Genomic DNA, 16,877 nt, shown 5'->3' with positions numbered 1-16,877 from the left:
AACAGGGAAGATGTCTCACAACTGTTCCAAAATGTAGAGTAACTCATAAATAACTGAAATATGAAATATCAGAAATACATTATTTTAAATTGCCTCCTTATAACCATTTGATTACAATGAAAGTTATAAACTGGAAACGAGGGGCTTAATTTATGAGAGAAGAAAACCTAAACATTAGATTCGGTGATTATGTAAAGAAGCGAAGAAACGAACTTAAATTGAGCCAAAAACAATTGGCAAAACGAACAAATAAAAACCAATCTGCTATATCGCAATATGAAAATGAAATTCATTTCCTCCCAGAAATTCATGAGTATCTTGATTTAGCCAATGCACTAGAGGTATCTATTATCGTGCTTATGGAGACGGTTAATTATTCGAAAAATATTGATACTAAAAGTAAATATTCATATCCAATAGATTTAGAGGAATTTGAAGATATTAAATCTAAGAATTATGTGAAGTTGCTTTTAGAGGGCGAGGAAATAACAGAGGATGAAATAAAAGCAGCAATAGATTTCATTAATTACAAACGATATGTAAAAAAAAGTTTGATACTAGAATAAAAAATTAAAGGTAGATTTCTCCTTTTGTCGAATTTAGTAGGCAAAAGGGAGATGAGATATGTCTAAAAATGAATTCATAAAAATGCTCGACGAAAAGATAAATGAATATGAAAAGCTTATTCAAACTACTGAAAAAGATGGTTTATTAAAATCAAATACTAGTAAAACTTACTTGTTACATTCGATGAATTTTGTTCGTTGGTGTAAAGGAGAATTTATACCAGGAGATAAAAATAAATGTAAATAATTATTCGTGTCAAAATGCGTATTTGTTAATTTTTTTGCGCAATAAATTATTAAATGAATATCCTACCTTTTCCTGTATGAGTACGAAGAAAGGAATGATTCGAATTGGTGGCAAGAGTTACTATTGATACGTGTACTTGGATAAACTTAGCGACAGATTTTTATGGCAACAGTAACGAAATTTTAGAAAAATTAAATGAATTAGTTGAATCAAGAAAAATAATATTAGTTTTACCAATTGTAATTATTGATGAATGGAACAGGAATAAAGAAGAAAAAGTTTTAAATAAGCTTAACAAATCTTTAAGGGCGAAAATAAGAAACTTTAATGATATTCAGAATTATTTAGATTCATCAGACGCTTTATTATTAAAGGGGCTTATTGATAGTGTTACAGAGAAGCAAGATTATTTCAATCAAGGGGTAAACGAAAGAGTACTAAAAATTGAGCATTTACTTTACCATTCTCATACCGAGGTATTGCCTATTATTGATGATGTAAAGAATCAATCAGTAGAACATGCATTAAATAATAAAAAACCATTTGCAAGAAATAAAAATAGCATGGGGGATTCCTTGATAATTTTTAGTTTAATTGAATATATGAAGGGACAAAAAAACCAAAGCTATTTTATCAGTGATAATAAGGAGGATTTTGCAAACCTTAATGGTTCTGATTTTCATGAGGATTTAAGAGAGTTGATTGATCAAGTTAATATTCAATTGGAAACACAAGTAATTAACTTACAACTTGATTTTTATCTCAATATCGCTACAGCTCTAAATGATATTAAAGAAAATTTAATCAGTATCGAAACAGAAAAGTCTATTCAAGAGAAAATAAACGACCAAAATTACTGTCCAAATTGCGGTTCAACACAAACATTTGGTGCGTGGGGCCGTTCATCATATGGCGGATTAACTTGGTGGATTAACTGTAAATCATGCCGAGGTTCTTATGATACTGGAGAATTTTTTGATTAATATTATTTGAAATGAAATATTAATTTATAATTTTTTTGCCTTCTACATTGTAGAAGGTTTTTCTTATAATTGGTTAAAGAGGCGGACAACTTACGCAAAACAAATTTTTGTGTAACACAGCATTTTTTTACAAATACTTTATATATAGCGAAATAATTGGGGGTAAGTAGTTAATGTTTGGGGAGAAGGTAGGTGGATTTTAGAAATACAGTAGGAATATAAGCGTAGGATGGGAATAGTTAATGATATGAATTTTTTAGGCTTTCCACAACAATCTGTGGAGGGCTTTTATATTGCAAAGAATTGGGGGTAAGGGGGCAATGCCAGAAGAAGGAAGTGGTTCAATGTTTAAAACAGTGGAAGATCACGAAAAAGCCATTCACGAAAACATCTTGCCACGCTTGGAAATACTAGAAAAAGAACACTTGGTTTTTAAGCAAGAAGTAACAAGTATAAAAACGGATATGGCAAAAGTTCAAACAGGGCAGAAGGACTTGGAAGTAACGGTTATGAAGGATGGTAAGGAAACTAGGGATTTATTAAAACCTTTCGCCGACCATGCACTAAAACAAATGGAATTTGAAGCGCAGGCAAAAAAAGAAATTGCCATTAAAAAATTGGACAATAAGGATAAAGCAACTGTCGCATTATATGGTGCTATTGGTAGTGGAGGATTAGTTACAATCGTTGCAGCCTTTATGGCTATATTTAAATAGGAGGGATTTATTATGGATTTAACTACATTATTAATTATCGCATCTGCTATTACAATCTTGGTCACAGCGTTTATTGAGGTGGTTAAACGTACTACAAAAATTGCTGCACGTTACTTGCCGATTACATCAATTGTAGTCGGTATTTTTGTGGCCATTATTGTTACACCGTTTGCTGATTACGATTACTATACGATGGTGGTTGCAGGAGCAATTGCTGGATTATCCGCATGTGGATTATTTGATTTAACTAAAGTGGCAAAGGAGGATAAATAATGGAATGCGTAGTATGCGGAAAAGGAATCGAACCATTAGAAAAGTTCAACGGTGAGCCAATGTGCGGAGAATGCTACCATGCCCCTGAAAATGAGGTGTTTACAGATGAGTAAAAAGAGAATATTTATCGATCCTGGGCATGGTGGACATGACCCAGGGGCAATCGGTGCTAACTCAAAGGAAGCAGAAAACGTATTAGCAGTAGCTATTGCACTTGAAAAGAAACTAAAGGCTCAGGGATATGAAGTTAAGTTATCAAGACGTACCAATGTTTACGTGACACTTAATGACAGAGCAAAGATAGCTAATGAATGGGGAGCAGACATATTCATCTCTTTTCATGATAACAGCGCTGTTAATAAAACAGCGACCGGCTTCGAAACATACATTTTCAATGGTTCAGTTAGTACTAATACGATTAAATTACAGAAAGCGATACATGAATACATCGTTAGAGGTATCGGGCTAAGGGATCGTGGGATGAAACGTGCAAACTTTGCTGTTATTCGTTTAACTAAGATGCCAGCAGTATTAATCGAGTACGGCTTCATTAGCAATTTAAACGATGAAAGAATCATTGCCTTTGAAATAGAAAAACAAGCGCGATTAACGTATGAAGGGATTAACAATTATTTTGGCGTTAAAATTTCAGATCCTACACCAAAAAAGGATAACCAAACACATTTCATAAACACGGTAAAGGATCATGTAGCCAGTTGTTGGTCACAGCATCGAATTTTACCGTCAGTAGTTATGGCTCAAGCAATTTTAGAAAGTGGTTGGGGTACATCGGACAAAGCGATAAAAGCTAATAATTTATTTGGTATTAAAGCAGCGTCAGACTGGAAAGGTCAAACTGTTACATTACCTACGAAAGAATACGTTAGCGGTAAATGGATTACGGTAGATGCAAAATGGCGAAAATACAATAGTTGGGGTCATAGCATTGTAGATCATGCACAGTTTTTAAAGGAACGTCCACGCTATAAAGCCATCATAGGCAACACTGATTACAAATTTGTTTGCCAGGAGTTACAAAAGGCAGGCTATGCAACAGACCCAGCGTATGCCAGTAAGTTAATATCTATTATTGAAGCAAATAATCTATCTCAATTTGATAATTTTGATAAGGAGGAAGAAAAAGTGTATAGCTCAGGAACTTTAAAAGCAGAGCATGATATTACGCGCGAAAGTGCTGCACGTCGTAAAATTATTGTAGAGGCAGCGATTAAAGCAGGCTATAATGAGATTTGGCGTGAGAAACTAGAAGATGGTACCATTACTGCTGATGATGTCGATGCACTAGCTACAGGTACCATAGTGAAGAATCATAAATAATAATTATAAAGCCCGATACTACATTAAACAGTGGTGCCGGGCTTTATTTTTTTATTATTGTTTTTTATCAGTTCGCTCTGAGATAACCAAAAGAGGTTCTCTATATCGAGATTGTATGGATTTCCATCTCTAAAAGACACCACTTTTTTACATTCTGGATTGGGAACAAAGGCTAATGCTAATAAGCGATGCATATAATAATGTCTTTGCCTTTTATCAATAACAACGGTCACAATTTGATATTCATTTAATGGTGTCGTTTTTCTTAGTAATGCATAGTTATCACGTATATAATAAACGGATTTATCCTTAAAAACTAAAAATAAACCATCCTCCACAAATGCATATTCTACATGTTTTTTAGATTCTATGACTTCTTCAACTGTGGGTTTGTTATAAATTTTTTGGGTAAAAGTTATTCCTTTCCTTTTGCTCTCTCTACGTAAACAACCACAACTTTTAGCGGACCCTCGTTTTAAATAAGTGGAAGCAACCTCTTTGGTTGTGTTACATTCGCAGATACACAGCCAAATCTTCCCTCTCTTGGGATGCCGTTTTCCTGTATCACTTACAACTTTCAGGCGTCCGAATTCTTGACCAATTAAATCTAACCCTTTGTTCCTTCCCATAAGTTTTCCCTCCCACCCATTTATTTGTCACTATATCTAAAAATTCCTTGTTTTAAAACAGGAACATTTGTTCTATAATGATGAAAAATAGAACGGAGTGTTATTATGAAAGACCAAATTAAAAAGACAATGCAACACAATCAGATTGTAGATATTATGTACATGGCCAAAGATAACACGATCACAAAGCGACGTATTAAATTAATTAAAATTGTCGGTGATACTGTGCAAGCGTACTGTTTTACACGTCATGCAAAACGCACTTTTAAATTCGATAATATCTTAGCTGCATATCCAGTGATTAATAGGGCGAGTGGTTTAAATGCATAAGGAAAAGGAAATTATGGATATCAGCGATGACATTCACCGATATATCATATTGGAATTGTTCTTAAAGACACTGGAGCGCGATAAAAATCATTTAAACCAATTGAAAATGAGTAAGATTTTTGAAGAATGGTACGATGTGAAAATAAATGAAACCTTTCAGGAATTTAAAAAAATGAAGGACTATCTATATAAGAAGGGATGCAAAATTGAAAAGAAAAGTTCGGACGATTTTATAACCGAGTACTTTATATTGTTCAGAGGAATGAATGAAACGAGAAGTTACGGGAACATCGCTTTACGGAACTGGGTAAGTCAAGAGATGAAACGTGTACTTGGAATGGAATATCGCACTCCTGCAGACAGAAAATAACCTCAAGTTATTAATAATGTAATGTCCCATCCTGAAAAGACATCACTTGAGGTCCTTTGTGCTGGACTATATCAACTATGTTTTTTATAAGAGGGTTTTTATTTATTATATTGTAAATAATACCAACCGGTTATATACTCTAAACAGGAGGGTTATTATGAAAAAAATACTAAGTTTATTTTTTGCAATCGTGCTAATAGTCTCGATTTCATTACCAACAGCAAGTGCAAATACAAAGGAATTAGAGGTACACTTTATTGATGTTGGACAAGGAGATGCCACTTTAGTAAAGGCGCCAGGTGGTAAGACAATGTTAGTCGATGGCGGTCCACGTTCTGCTGGCAAAGATGTAGTTGCTTACTTAAAAGCAAAAGGTGTTAAATCACTGGATTATGTAGTGGCAACACATCCAGATGCTGACCATATTGGTGGTTTAATCAACGTTCTAAATTCAATTCCAGTAAAAAACTTTATTGATTCAGGTAAAGCACATACAACCGATACATATTATGAGATGCTGACTTTGGTCGACAAGAAAAATATCAAGTATCATGTACCTACAGTCGGCAAAACGTATCAATTAGATCCAAAAATGAACTTGGAAGTTCTATACGCAAATGAAAGTGCAACAGATAATAATGATGCTTCAATTGTTTTGAAAATGATTTACAACAAAGTTTCATTCTTACTAATGGGCGATGCTAGTGTAGAGATTGAAGATGCATTAATGGCTACAACTAATGTGACGGCCACAGTATTAAAAGCAGGACATCATGGTTCGAATACAAGTAGCTCTGCCAAATTTATTAGTAATGTAAAACCGAAAGTAGGAATCCTAAGCTACGGAAAAAATAATAGCTACGGCCATCCGCATGTAGCGATTCCATCTCGATTAAAGAATGTTGGGGCTAAGGTATACGAAACAGCAAAACATTGTAATATCATAGTTAAAACAGATGGGATTAAACATACAGTGACTACTGACTGTTCAAAACCATCTGCTACACCTGTAAAGACAACAAAGCCTGCTCCAAAAGTTACACCAGTAAAAACAACACCAGTAAAAACGACAAAGCCTGCAACAAGAACCAACTTTAAAAACTGTACAGATTTACGTACAGTATATCCTGCTGGAGTTGGAAAAGGACATCCTGCGTATCAATCAAAAATGGATAGAGATAAAGATGGATGGGCGTGTGAGTAATATATGAAGTACACTTTAGATAGAATAGAAAATGACTTATACGTCTTTGTTGAAAAAGGTAATGAAGAGAATCAAGTAGAAATCTCTAACAAATTTGTACCGGATGGAATTTTAGAAGGTGACATAGTTGAGATTAAATTAGAAGATGAATTATATACCTTAACAAAACTAGATAATGAAAAAGAAATTCGTAAAAGTGATGTTCAGAGTTTGATTGATAAGTTAAAGAATAAAAAATAGCAAAAAAACCTTCCATTAATAGTGGGAGGTTTTTTTGTTTTAATAAATGTAATCGCACCTGCCTATGCTTAGTGTTTAGAAATAAATTTAGTTTAGAACTGTACCCCAACTGTACCCCAATTCGTTCAATAAGATTCGGTTAGAATCGGGATTAACTTTATAATAAATAAATGTCTTGAAATATAATAAAAACACCCTAATTATAAATAACTGCGTTTTGTTAGGATATATACTACAAAACATCAGAAAAGAATTAATATTTATTTTTGAAAAAAAATAACCCAAATACTTGATTACAAATTTTTATAATTCATTGGAATCTATTTACGTTCGTGCTACGATAAACATACTAAATACTCATTGAAGTTTCGACTTCTTTCAACAATTGTCATCTGTCTCTAAAAATAGAGGGAAATGACAGTGTGAAATTTAAATGAAAGAAGTTAATATCTCGACAATTATTAAAAATTGGGTAAAAAATACTTAAAGTGAAAATCACCTAAGCATCGTTGATGGGAAGTAGTAAGTAATGCATTAAAAATTGGAATTTCACATTAAAGTACAAAACCAGTTTTTGATATATTGAAATTGAGGTGCTATGGATAAGTAGTTCGTAATTAGAAGAAGGTGAACAGCATGCGAAAAATATATTTAGTTGGATTTATGGGATGCGGAAAAAGTGCAATTGGCAGAAGATTAAGCTATTTCTTAAAGATGCCCTATTATGATATGGACCATGAAATCGTTCGGCAACAGGGAATGTCAATTCCGGAAATCTTTGAACAATACGGGGAAGCACACTTCCGAAAAATAGAGACGGAATTTTTAAAAAACTTCCGTGATGAAGCATGCATTATCTCGACTGGCGGTGGGGTAGCTGTTAATGGAGAAAATCGTAAAATTATGCGAAAGACAGGGCTAGTCTTTTTCCTTGACGCCAAATTCGAAGATATATATATGCGAATTCGTAATGATAAAAACCGTCCCATAGTACAAATAAAGACAGAAGAAGAGTTGGAAGAACTATATCATAGCCGTAGAAAGGCTTATCGGGAAGCAAGCCATATACAAGTACTGACAGTAGGTAGATCTTTAAGACAAATAGTTGAATACATTGCTTTTCAAGTGAATAGATTAAAAGGCGAATAATCGCTTTAAAAAGTGCAGTAATGTTCGTTTATTAAGTAAAATTAAAAAAAGATTGCGTTTACAACACATTCAATGTTAGGATATTGCTAAGAGTACAGTTAATTTAAATTAGTTGAAAAACTAGCGCGGATGATGATACGGGGAGAGAACGTGATGTCACGTCGCCGAAGGAGCAAATAGCGGTGCTATGAATCTCTCAGGCAAAAAGACTCGTATTTGACGCAACTCTGGAGAGTGCTGTTGTAGTACAAGTTACTGCCAGCCACCAAAGGGGAAAGCCTAAAATGTGATAGAGTATCAAATTTAGGTGTAACTTTCAGGTGCAAGGACAGAGAATCCTATTAAATGGGATTCGTCTGTCTTTTTTTATGGGAAAAAATACGTTTTCGAATTTAAAAATAAAAAGAGGCAGCTAGCTGTACCGCACAAATTAATCATTCCCCGTCACATTTTTACAATGGTTATAACATAAAAAATTTAAGGAGGAAATGACATGACAAATGAATTAAAACGTACACCGCTATTTGATGAATACGCAAAATATGGTGGGAAAACAATTGACTTTGGTGGGTGGGAATTACCTGTACAATTTTCTTCTATTAAAGAAGAACATGATGCAGTTCGTAACCGTGCTGGTCTTTTTGATGTTTCACATATGGGAGAAATTTTTGTAGAAGGTTCAGATGCATTACCATATTTACAAAAAATGCTGACGAATGACATTTCCAAAATTGCAGTTGGCGGGGCACAATACAGTGCACTATGCTATGAAGACGGCGGAGTTGTAGATGATTTATTAACATATCGTTTAGCAGATGAGCGCTATTTGCTTTGTGTCAATGCCTCTAATATTGAAAAAGACTTCGAATGGTTGCAAAATCATGTAGAAGGCAATGTTACAGTAACAAACGCTTCAGATGACTATGCTCAAATTGCATTACAAGGTCCATTAGCAGAGGAATTGCTGCAATCGTTAACGACGGAAGACTTGGCAGCGATTAAATATTTCAAATTTAAAGACAATGTTGATGTAGCTGGACAATCGGTACTTGTATCACGCTCTGGTTATACAGGTGAAGATGGATTTGAACTTTACGGTACACCAGAAGCTATTATCGAACTATGGAATAAAATTTTGGATGCAGGTAAAGACAAAGGTGTTGTTGCAGCTGGTTTAGGTGCCCGCGATACATTACGATTTGAAGCATGCCTGCCATTATACGGACAGGAACTGTCTAAAGAGATTACACCACTTGAAGCTGGGATTGGGTTTGCAGTGAAATTAGCTAAAGAACCACAATTTATCGGACAACAAGCATTAATTGATCAAAAAGAAAAAGGTCTAGCTCGTAAATCAGTAGGTATTGAGATGATTGATAAAGGGATTCCACGTACCGGCTATAAAGTATTTAAAGATGGTATTGAAATTGGAGAAGTTACAACAGGTACACAATCTCCGATGACGAAACGCAACATCGGTCTAGCTTTAATTGACGCAAAATTCGCTGAAGTCGGAACTGAGTTAGAAGTTGAAATTCGCAAAAATAGAGCGAAAGCAGTAATTGTGGAAAAACCGTTTTATAAACGTACAAAATAATACTTTTGAAAAGAGGGTTAACAATGAAACATCGTTATTTACCAATGACGGAACAAGATAAGCAAGAAATGTTAGATCGCGTCGGAGTTGCTACAATCGATGAACTTTTTGCAGATATCCCGGAAAAAGTTCGCTTCCAAGGAAACTACAATATTAAACCTGCAAAATCAGAAGCAGCTTTAATGAAGGAATTATCGCAACTGGCGTCAAAAAACAAAGATACTGCTAGCAATGTATCGTTTTTAGGTGCTGGTGTATATAATCACTACAAACCTGTAATTGTTGATCATGTTATTTCCCGGTCAGAGTTTTATACAGCCTATACGCCATACCAACCGGAAATTTCCCAAGGTGAGTTACAAGCAATTTTTGAGTTCCAAACGATGATCGCCGAGCTTACAGGTATGGATATCGCAAACTCTTCTATGTATGATGGGGGGACAGCGTTAGCAGAGGCAGGAATGCTTGCTGCAGGCCATACTCGCCGTAAAAAGCTATTAGTTTCCGGTGCAGTACACCCTGAGTATAAAGATGTAGTAACGATGTATGCATACGGTCAATCAATTGAAGTGATAACAATCCCTACAAAAGACGGTGTAACAGATGTTGAAGCGTTAAAAGGATTAATTGACGATCAAACAGCTGGTGTTATCGTGCAATATCCAAACTTCTTCGGACAAATTGAAAACTTACAACCTCTTGCAGATATTACACATGATGCAAAAGGATTATTTATCGTATCTGCTAATCCATTAGCACTTGGCGTTTTAACACCTCCAGGAAAATTAGGAGCGGACATTACAGTTGGTGACGCACAGCCATTCGGCATTTCCGAAGCTTTTGGTGGTCCACACTGCGGTTACTTCGCTGTTACGACAAAATTGATGCGTAAAGTACCGGGACGTTTAGTTGGGGAAACAGTAGACCAAGATGGACGTAGAGGTTACGTATTGACATTACAAGCACGTGAACAACATATTCGTCGTGATAAAGCGACATCAAATATTTGCTCAAACCAAGCGTTACTTGCTCTTGCTTCATCAGTTGCAATGACAGCACTTGGAAAGCAAGGCATGCAGGAAATGGCAAAACAAAATATCGTGAAAACACGTTACGCAAAAAATGCGTTTGAAGCAGCTGGATTCGAAGTTGTATACCAAGGTGCGCACTTCAACGAAATCGTAGTAAACACAAAACATAATGTGACACAGTTAAATAAAGCATTAATTGAAAAAGGCATCATCGGTGGATTTGATTTAGGGCGAGTTTACCCTGAATTAGAAAACCATGCACTAATCGCTGTTACTGAAATACGTACAAAAGAAGAAATTGATGCACTAGTTGCAGAAATGGGGGCTTATAATGAATAACGAAAACCAAACACTCATTTTCGAAATTACAAAACCAGGCCGTATTGGTTACAACTTAGAGCCACTAGATGTTCCTGATTTTGATCTTGAGGAGCTTATTCCATCAAATTTAGTACGCCAAGAAGCAGCTGAGCTACCTGAAGTTTCTGAATTGGATATTATGCGTCACTATACAGCACTTTCCCGCCGTAACCATGGTGTGGACTCAGGATTCTATCCACTAGGTTCTTGTACGATGAAATACAATCCAAAAATTAACGAAACAGTTGCACGTTTTTCTGGTTTCGCGAATATTCATCCATTACAGGATGAGTCAACAGTTCAAGGGGCAATGGAATTGTTGTACGATTTACAGACATCCCTACAGGAAATTACGGGTATGGATGAAGTAACGCTACAACCGGCAGCAGGTGCACATGGTGAATGGACAGCACTGATGATGATTCGTGCATTCCATGAAGCAAATGGAGAAGGGCATCGAAATAAAGTAATTGTTCCGGACTCAGCACATGGTACAAACCCGGCTTCTGCAACGGTTGCAGGATTTGAAACAATTACTATTAAATCAGGGGAAGACGGTTTAGTCGACTTAGAAGATTTACGTCGTGTAGTTGGTCCAGATACAGCAGCATTAATGCTGACAAACCCAAATACTTTAGGCTTATTCGAAGAGAATATTATAGAGATGGCGAATATTGTTCACGGTGTTGGCGGAAAAGTTTACTATGATGGCGCAAACCTAAATGCCGTTATGAGTAAAGCGCGTCCTGGTGACATGGGCTTTGACTGTGTTCACTTAAACCTTCATAAAACATTTACTGGTCCACACGGTGGTGGCGGCCCAGGTTCAGGTCCTGTAGGTGTAAAAGCGGATTTAATTCCATTCTTGCCAAAACCAGTACTAGTGAAAAAAGAAGATGGTACATACCACTTCGATTACAACCGTCCACAATCAATTGGTCGTGTAAAACCATATTACGGAAACTTCGGCATAAATGTTCGTGCTTATACGTATATCCGTACGATGGGACCAGATGGCTTAAAAGCTGTTACAGAATATGCAGTATTAAATGCAAATTATATGATGCGCCGTTTAGAAGAGCATTTTGATTTGCCATATAACCGTCATTGTAAGCATGAGTTCGTTTTATCGGGGCGTCGCCAGAAGAAATTAGGCGTACGAACACTGGATATCGCAAAACGCCTGCTTGATTTCGGATATCATCCACCAACAGTATATTTCCCATTAAATGTTGAAGAGGGAATTATGATTGAACCGACTGAAACAGAATCGAAGGAAACTTTAGATGCATTCTGTGATGCAATGATTCAAATCGCACAAGAAACAATAGATAATCCTGCGTTAGTTCAGGAAGCCCCTCATACGACAGTTGTTAACCGTCTGGACGAGACACGTGCTGCAAGAACGCCAGTATTACGTTATAAAAAACAAGAACAAGTAACAGTGTCTTAATATTTTCAAAAGGGTCAGAGATATTCTGACCCTTTTTCTAATGGAGAAGTTAGACTTCTTACAATTTACTTTATAATAGTAGAAACTCAAAATTAAAAGCCCTCTAATGATCTAGAGAGCCTTTAAGATTAGTTTTTTGATTTTACTTTACCTGTCCAAGTTTTAAAGCCACCCTGCAATTGATAAAGCTGGCTATAACCCTTTTTCTTTAAAGATAGTGCTGCTCGTGCACTACGGCCGGAATTTTGGCAGTAAAGGTAAACAGGCAGGTCAGGACGTATTTCTTTATGACGTGTGTTGAATTGCGTCATAGGAATGTTTCGAGCGCCTAAAATATGGCCGGCTTCGAATTCTTTCGGTTCGCGTAAATCGATCAATTGTGCTTTACGATAACCTTCAATAAATTGTTCCTGCGTTAAATTTGTTACCGCTTTTTTCAATCGCATTGAATTGATTACTACGTAAGCAACGATTACGACTAAAATTGCTAGAATCGTGTATAAAATTGTCACAGCGATATTGCCCCTTTCTTTCTGTACTTTCTATTATAAGAGATGAACTAGAGTTAGTCGAGCCAGTTTGCTAAAATGTATTATTGGAGGCGAGAAATTATGAAAAAACAATGGTATTTTATTAATTCCGGTCCATGTAGCCCGGCATTTAATATGGCGTTAGATGAAGCTTTGCTTGATTGGCACAGTGAAGGAGAAATCCCCCCTGTCATTCGATTTTATGAATGGAATCCTGCAACTTTATCAATCGGTTACTTCCAGCAAGTACATAAAGATATTAATCTACAAGCAGTCCAAAAGCAAAATTTAGGTTTTATTCGCCGTCCTACTGGTGGGCGTGCTGTTTTACATGATCAGGAGCTAACATATTCAGTGATTGTCTCTGAAAGCTATCCGAATATGCCTGAGACGGTAACAGAAGCATATCGTGTTATTAGCGAAGGGATTTTACAGGGGTTTCGTCATCTCGGGTTAAATGCCTATTTCAGTGTACCAGAAACGAAGGAACAGCTGGATGATCTGAAAAAGCCGAAAAGTGCAGTTTGCTTCGATGCGCCAAGCTGGTATGAGCTTGTTGTAGAAGGAAAAAAAGTGGCAGGCAGTGCGCAAACACGTCAAAAAGGTGTCATATTACAGCATGGCGCAATATTATTGGATTTGAATGAAGAATTGTTATTATCGGTATTTAATTTCGATTCTGCTGAGGCAAAAGAAAGAATGAGAAAAAAATTACCTGAAAAGGCAGTAGCGATGAATCAGTTTGTCGATAGCCCATTTACAATTGAGCAATGTGTAAATGCATTTTCAAAAGGATTTGAAGAGGCACTAAATATTGATTTGATTCCATATGAATTAAACGAAAAACAACAGCAATATGTGGATCAATTAATGCAAAAAAAATATTTAACAGATGACTGGAATTTCAAAAAATAGATTACGAACATTTGTTTTTATTTTTGTGAAAAAAATTTTGATACTCGAAACGTTGATATACAGGGATTTAACATAAACTAAAAAAAATCAACCCTTGATTGAAATAAATATTTGGTGTAATCTTTTTTAAGGAATTATATATAACTCAACATATGGGATAGTCCTAATGAATCAAACACAAGATATGGTGTTTGATTCTCGTTTTTGTTGGGAATGTTAACATTATTAAATAGCGTTCAAAGGGGGCTTGCATGGTGGTAAGTGTTTTAGAACAATCCATCCCATTCAATCAGTTAAATCAGGATATTAAGCAATTTCCTCAAGTTCATCCGATTACACCGGATATGCATATTACGCATAAAGGTGTGTCGCGTCTTGTCATGATTGACCGGTATTCTTTTAAGGATACAGAAAAGAAAACATTAAAAGCAGGAGATTTTGTTGTACTGACAGTAAAGCAGGATCCCAAATTCCCAGCACGTGGACTGGGTATTATCCAATCAATTGATCTGGAAAAGAAGAGTGCACTTATTGAAATTGAAGAGGATTATCGCCACGTACTAGAGGGAGAAGAGCAGACAACAGGAATAATTGAGCGCTCTTTAGATATTATTGAAAAGCCTTTGGAAATTTTCTATGAGCAGATTGCAAAGCGAAATGCAACAGGCTTAGCATCTGTAGAAAAAACTGAAGAAAAGCGAAAAGAATGGTTCGAGAAGTTTTACGAACAGCTTGTATCGATGAACTTCATTCCGGCAGGCCGTGTAATTTATGGCGCTGGCTCGGAAACAGAAGTAACATTCTTCAACTGTTACGTAATGCCATTTGTGGCAGACTCTCGTGAAGGAATCAGTGACCACCGTAAGCAAGTAATGGAAATTATGAGCCGTGGTGGCGGTGTTGGTACAAACGGTTCAACTCTCCGTCCACGTAACACATTAGCGCGCGGTGTAAACGGTAAATCAAGTGGTTCTGTGAGCTGGCTTGATGATATTGCCAAGCTGACACATCTTGTTGAGCAAGGTGGTTCTCGCCGTGGTGCTCAAATGATTATGTTGGCAGACTGGCATCCAGATATCGTAGAGTTTATCATTTCAAAAATGCAAAACCCTCGTATTCTACGTTATTTAATCGAGAATACCGATGATGAATCGATTATTCGTCTAGCAAAAGAAAAATTAAAATTCAAGCCTTTATCACATCAAGAAGATGCGATGTATCAAGGTATTGTGAACTATAAAAATATTGAAGGCTTTGGTGGATTTAATGAAGCGATTATCCGTGATGCTGAAACGAAGCTTCGTGATGGCGGAACGTATTCAGTCCATAATGCAGACTTCTTAACGGGTGCGAATATTTCAGTAACATTAACTAAAGAATTTATGGAAGCTGTAGAAAATGACGGGGAATTCCCACTGCGCTTCCCGGATGTAGCAAACTACACGCCAGAGCAAATGAAAGATTACAATGAAAAATGGCATGAAGTTGGCGATGTTCGCGAATGGGAAAAGCTTGGGTACCCAGTGCGCACATATCGTACAATTAAAGCAAAAGAACTTTGGAATTTGATTAATATTTGTGCAACATATGCTGCAGAACCAGGGATTTTCTTCATTGATAACGCAAATGACATGACGAACGCGAAAGCATACGGTCAGCAAGTCGTTGCGACAAACCCTTGTGGTGAACAACCATTAGCTCCATATTCTGTTTGTAACTTAGCTGCAGTAAACTTAGCGAAGTTTGCAAATAAGGAATCAAAAACAGTTGATTTTGAGGCGTTACGTGAAACAGTAAAAGTTGGCGTACGTATGCAGGATAACGTAATTGATGCAACACCTTACTTCCTTGACGAAAATAAAAAGCAAGCACTTGGTGAACGTCGTGTAGGTCTTGGTGTTATGGGGCTTGCGGATTTACTAATCTATTGTGAAAAAGAATATGGTTCCCAAGAAGGCAATGCACTTGTTGATCAAATCTTCAAAACAATTGCGGTTGCAGCTTATGAGCAGTCAATTGAATTAGCAACAGAGCGCGGAAGCTTCCCGTTCCTAGAAGGACAAACAGAAGCAGAAACAGCGCGTTTACGTGAAGCATTCATTAACACAGGCTTCATGAAAAAAATGCCACAGCATATTCGTGAAAATATTGTGGCAAACGGTATTCGTAACTCGCATTTATTGACGGTTGCACCAACTGGATCCACAGGTACAATGGTCGGCGTTGCGACAGGGCTTGAACCTTACTTCAGCTTCACTTACTACCGTTCAGGTCGTTTAGGGAAGTTTATTGAAGTAAAAGCCGAAATCGTAAAAGAATATTTAGATGCGAACCCAGGTGTGGATGAAAATAACTTACCAAACTGGTTCAAATCTTCAATGGAGCTTTCTGCTGAAGCTCATGCAGATGTTCAATGTATTATTCAAAACTGGATTGATTCATCGATTTCGAAAACAGTAAATGCACCAAAAGGCTATGGAGTAGAGCAAGTACAACAAGTGTACGAGCGTCTATACCGCGGCGGTGCAAAAGGTGGTACGGTGTATGTTGACGGTTCCCGTGATACACAAGTATTAACTTTAAAAGCTGAAGAGGCAAATTCAGATGAGCAATTAGAGTTTGAAGAGTTCAAACAAATGGAAGATCAAGTAAAACGTCAAGTTGTGTTAGTGGATACGATTAAACCATTAACAGATACTGACGTAACAATCGGTTCGGAAGTAGGTAATACATGTCCTGTTTGCCGTCAAGGTACGGTAGAGGAAATGGGCGGCTGCAACACATGTACAAACTGTGGCGCACAGCTGAAATGCGGACTATAAATTTTTCCATGTGAATTTGAAACAAACATTAATAAAATCACCTCATCTCTAAAGAATTATTAGAGTTGAGGTGATTTTTTAGTGGATATTTATGTGATATAGAACTGGATTAAAAAAATCTTAA

Annotated in this window: 19 protein-coding genes and 1 riboswitch; of the genes, 17 read left to right on the top strand and 2 right to left on the bottom strand. The window is 36.4% G+C overall.

The window, feature by feature from the left end; genetic code table 11:
- The first annotated feature begins 152 nt into the window (after positions 1–152).
- The 7 genes from H9635_RS09995 (at position 153) to H9635_RS09970 (ending at position 4,123) form a co-directional block, all read left to right on the top strand.
- Positions 153–566, top strand: coding sequence for a helix-turn-helix domain-containing protein (locus H9635_RS09995; protein WP_191700126.1), 414 nt, complete (start codon positions 153–155; stop codon positions 564–566).
- A 58-nt stretch (positions 567–624) separates the two neighbouring features.
- On the top strand, positions 625–813 hold the full coding sequence (locus H9635_RS09990; RefSeq protein ID WP_191700124.1) for a hypothetical protein: 189 nt from the start codon (positions 625–627) through the stop codon (positions 811–813).
- Between the two features lie 107 nt (positions 814–920).
- Entirely contained in the window at positions 921–1,796 is an 876-nt protein-coding gene (locus H9635_RS09985) for a PIN domain-containing protein (protein ID WP_191700122.1), read from the top strand.
- A 293-nt stretch (positions 1,797–2,089) separates the two neighbouring features.
- Positions 2,090–2,512: a hypothetical protein gene (locus H9635_RS09980; RefSeq protein ID WP_191700120.1), complete on the top strand. Its 423-nt coding sequence runs from the start codon at positions 2,090–2,092 to the stop codon at positions 2,510–2,512.
- 12 nt (positions 2,513–2,524) lie between these two features.
- Positions 2,525–2,785 (top strand): holin, encoded by a 261-nt coding sequence (locus H9635_RS09975; RefSeq protein ID WP_191700118.1) that lies wholly within the window; start codon positions 2,525–2,527, stop codon positions 2,783–2,785.
- A complete protein-coding gene (locus tag H9635_RS19245; RefSeq protein WP_225231238.1) occupies positions 2,785–2,898 on the top strand; it encodes a 60S ribosomal export protein NMD3 in 114 nt (37 codons plus the stop codon). The genes H9635_RS09975 and H9635_RS19245 overlap by 1 nt, the downstream gene beginning before the upstream one ends.
- A complete protein-coding gene (locus H9635_RS09970; RefSeq protein WP_191700116.1) occupies positions 2,891–4,123 on the top strand; it encodes an N-acetylmuramoyl-L-alanine amidase in 1,233 nt (410 codons plus the stop codon). Before H9635_RS19245 ends, H9635_RS09970 begins: the two co-directional genes overlap by 8 nt.
- Positions 4,124–4,146: 23 nt before the next feature.
- On the opposite strand, the gene H9635_RS09965 is transcribed toward H9635_RS09970, so the two are convergent.
- Positions 4,147–4,752 (bottom strand): HNH endonuclease, encoded by a 606-nt coding sequence (locus H9635_RS09965; RefSeq protein WP_191700114.1) that lies wholly within the window; start codon positions 4,750–4,752, stop codon positions 4,147–4,149.
- A gap of 105 nt (positions 4,753–4,857) precedes the next feature.
- Between H9635_RS09965 and H9635_RS09960 the strand changes: the two genes are divergently transcribed.
- The 8 genes from H9635_RS09960 to gcvPB all read left to right on the top strand — a co-directional run bounded on the left by H9635_RS09960 (position 4,858) and on the right by gcvPB (position 12,486).
- The gene (locus H9635_RS09960; protein ID WP_191700112.1) at positions 4,858–5,082 is read left to right on the top strand and encodes a transcriptional regulator; all 225 of its coding nucleotides are present in this window, start codon (positions 4,858–4,860) and stop codon (positions 5,080–5,082) included.
- The gene (locus tag H9635_RS09955; RefSeq protein ID WP_191700110.1) at positions 5,075–5,452 is read left to right on the top strand and encodes a hypothetical protein; all 378 of its coding nucleotides are present in this window, start codon (positions 5,075–5,077) and stop codon (positions 5,450–5,452) included. Before H9635_RS09960 ends, H9635_RS09955 begins: the two co-directional genes overlap by 8 nt.
- 157 nt (positions 5,453–5,609) lie before the next feature.
- Positions 5,610–6,656 carry an MBL fold metallo-hydrolase gene (locus tag H9635_RS19480; RefSeq protein ID WP_318245201.1) on the top strand — a complete coding sequence of 349 codons (1,047 nt, stop codon included), beginning with the start codon at positions 5,610–5,612 and terminating at the stop codon, positions 6,654–6,656.
- 3 nt (positions 6,657–6,659) lie between these two features.
- A complete protein-coding gene (locus tag H9635_RS09945) occupies positions 6,660–6,896 on the top strand; it encodes a DUF3006 family protein (RefSeq protein WP_191700108.1) in 237 nt (78 codons plus the stop codon).
- A 636-nt stretch (positions 6,897–7,532) separates the two neighbouring features.
- On the top strand, positions 7,533–8,045 hold the full coding sequence (locus H9635_RS09940) for a shikimate kinase (protein ID WP_191700107.1): 513 nt from the start codon (positions 7,533–7,535) through the stop codon (positions 8,043–8,045).
- A 129-nt stretch (positions 8,046–8,174) separates the two neighbouring features.
- A riboswitch (glycine riboswitch) is annotated at positions 8,175–8,267 on the top strand.
- A 271-nt stretch (positions 8,268–8,538) separates the two neighbouring features.
- The gene (gene gcvT / locus H9635_RS09935) at positions 8,539–9,642 is read left to right on the top strand and encodes a glycine cleavage system aminomethyltransferase GcvT (RefSeq protein ID WP_191700105.1); all 1,104 of its coding nucleotides are present in this window, start codon (positions 8,539–8,541) and stop codon (positions 9,640–9,642) included.
- A 23-nt stretch (positions 9,643–9,665) separates the two neighbouring features.
- Complete coding sequence (gene gcvPA, locus H9635_RS09930) at positions 9,666–11,012, top strand: aminomethyl-transferring glycine dehydrogenase subunit GcvPA (RefSeq protein WP_191700103.1); 1,347 nt, start codon at positions 9,666–9,668, stop codon at positions 11,010–11,012.
- Entirely contained in the window at positions 11,005–12,486 is a 1,482-nt protein-coding gene (gene gcvPB, locus H9635_RS09925) for an aminomethyl-transferring glycine dehydrogenase subunit GcvPB (protein ID WP_191700101.1), read from the top strand. Before gcvPA ends, gcvPB begins: the two co-directional genes overlap by 8 nt.
- Positions 12,487–12,614: 128 nt before the next feature.
- Here gcvPB and H9635_RS09920 read toward each other — a convergent pair whose 3' ends face one another.
- Positions 12,615–12,998: a rhodanese-like domain-containing protein gene (locus H9635_RS09920; RefSeq protein WP_191700099.1), complete on the bottom strand. Its 384-nt coding sequence runs from the start codon at positions 12,996–12,998 to the stop codon at positions 12,615–12,617.
- Positions 12,999–13,097: 99 nt separating this feature from the next.
- Between H9635_RS09920 and H9635_RS09915 the strand changes: the two genes are divergently transcribed.
- Positions 13,098–13,931, top strand: coding sequence for a lipoate--protein ligase family protein (locus H9635_RS09915; RefSeq protein ID WP_225231237.1), 834 nt, complete (start codon positions 13,098–13,100; stop codon positions 13,929–13,931).
- Between the two features lie 251 nt (positions 13,932–14,182).
- Entirely contained in the window at positions 14,183–16,753 is a 2,571-nt protein-coding gene (locus H9635_RS09910) for a vitamin B12-dependent ribonucleotide reductase (RefSeq protein ID WP_191700097.1), read from the top strand.
- Positions 16,754–16,877: the final 124 nt, after the last annotated feature.

The sequence above is a fragment of the Solibacillus faecavium genome (assembly GCF_014836905.1).
GTDB classification, from domain to species: domain Bacteria; phylum Bacillota; class Bacilli; order Bacillales_A; family Planococcaceae; genus Solibacillus; species Solibacillus faecavium.
The sequence above is the reverse complement of the archived record's forward strand: the minus strand, read 5'-3'. Positions and strand labels throughout refer to the sequence as shown.

Excerpts from the sequence above, each read along its gene's own strand:
- H9635_RS09995 (WP_191700126.1), top strand. The coding sequence starts at position 153 with ATGAGAGAAGAAAACCTAAACATTAGATTCGGTGATTATGTAAAGAAG.
- H9635_RS09990 (WP_191700124.1), top strand. The coding sequence starts at position 625 with ATGTCTAAAAATGAATTCATAAAAATGCTCGACGAAAAGATAAATGAA.
- H9635_RS09975 (WP_191700118.1), top strand. The coding sequence starts at position 2,525 with ATGGATTTAACTACATTATTAATTATCGCATCTGCTATTACAATCTTG.
- H9635_RS19245 (WP_225231238.1), top strand. The coding sequence starts at position 2,785 with ATGGAATGCGTAGTATGCGGAAAAGGAATCGAACCATTAGAAAAGTTC.
- H9635_RS09970 (WP_191700116.1), top strand. The coding sequence starts at position 2,891 with ATGAGTAAAAAGAGAATATTTATCGATCCTGGGCATGGTGGACATGAC.
- H9635_RS09965 (WP_191700114.1), bottom strand. The coding sequence starts at position 4,752 with ATGGGAAGGAACAAAGGGTTAGATTTAATTGGTCAAGAATTCGGACGC.
- H9635_RS09960 (WP_191700112.1), top strand. The coding sequence starts at position 4,858 with ATGAAAGACCAAATTAAAAAGACAATGCAACACAATCAGATTGTAGAT.
- H9635_RS09955 (WP_191700110.1), top strand. The coding sequence starts at position 5,075 with ATGCATAAGGAAAAGGAAATTATGGATATCAGCGATGACATTCACCGA.
- H9635_RS19480 (WP_318245201.1), top strand. The coding sequence starts at position 5,610 with ATGAAAAAAATACTAAGTTTATTTTTTGCAATCGTGCTAATAGTCTCG.
- H9635_RS09945 (WP_191700108.1), top strand. The coding sequence starts at position 6,660 with ATGAAGTACACTTTAGATAGAATAGAAAATGACTTATACGTCTTTGTT.
- H9635_RS09940 (WP_191700107.1), top strand. The coding sequence starts at position 7,533 with ATGCGAAAAATATATTTAGTTGGATTTATGGGATGCGGAAAAAGTGCA.
- gcvT (WP_191700105.1), top strand. The coding sequence starts at position 8,539 with ATGACAAATGAATTAAAACGTACACCGCTATTTGATGAATACGCAAAA.
- gcvPA (WP_191700103.1), top strand. The coding sequence starts at position 9,666 with ATGAAACATCGTTATTTACCAATGACGGAACAAGATAAGCAAGAAATG.
- gcvPB (WP_191700101.1), top strand. The coding sequence starts at position 11,005 with ATGAATAACGAAAACCAAACACTCATTTTCGAAATTACAAAACCAGGC.
- H9635_RS09915 (WP_225231237.1), top strand. The coding sequence starts at position 13,098 with ATGAAAAAACAATGGTATTTTATTAATTCCGGTCCATGTAGCCCGGCA.
- H9635_RS09910 (WP_191700097.1), top strand. The coding sequence starts at position 14,183 with ATGGTGGTAAGTGTTTTAGAACAATCCATCCCATTCAATCAGTTAAAT.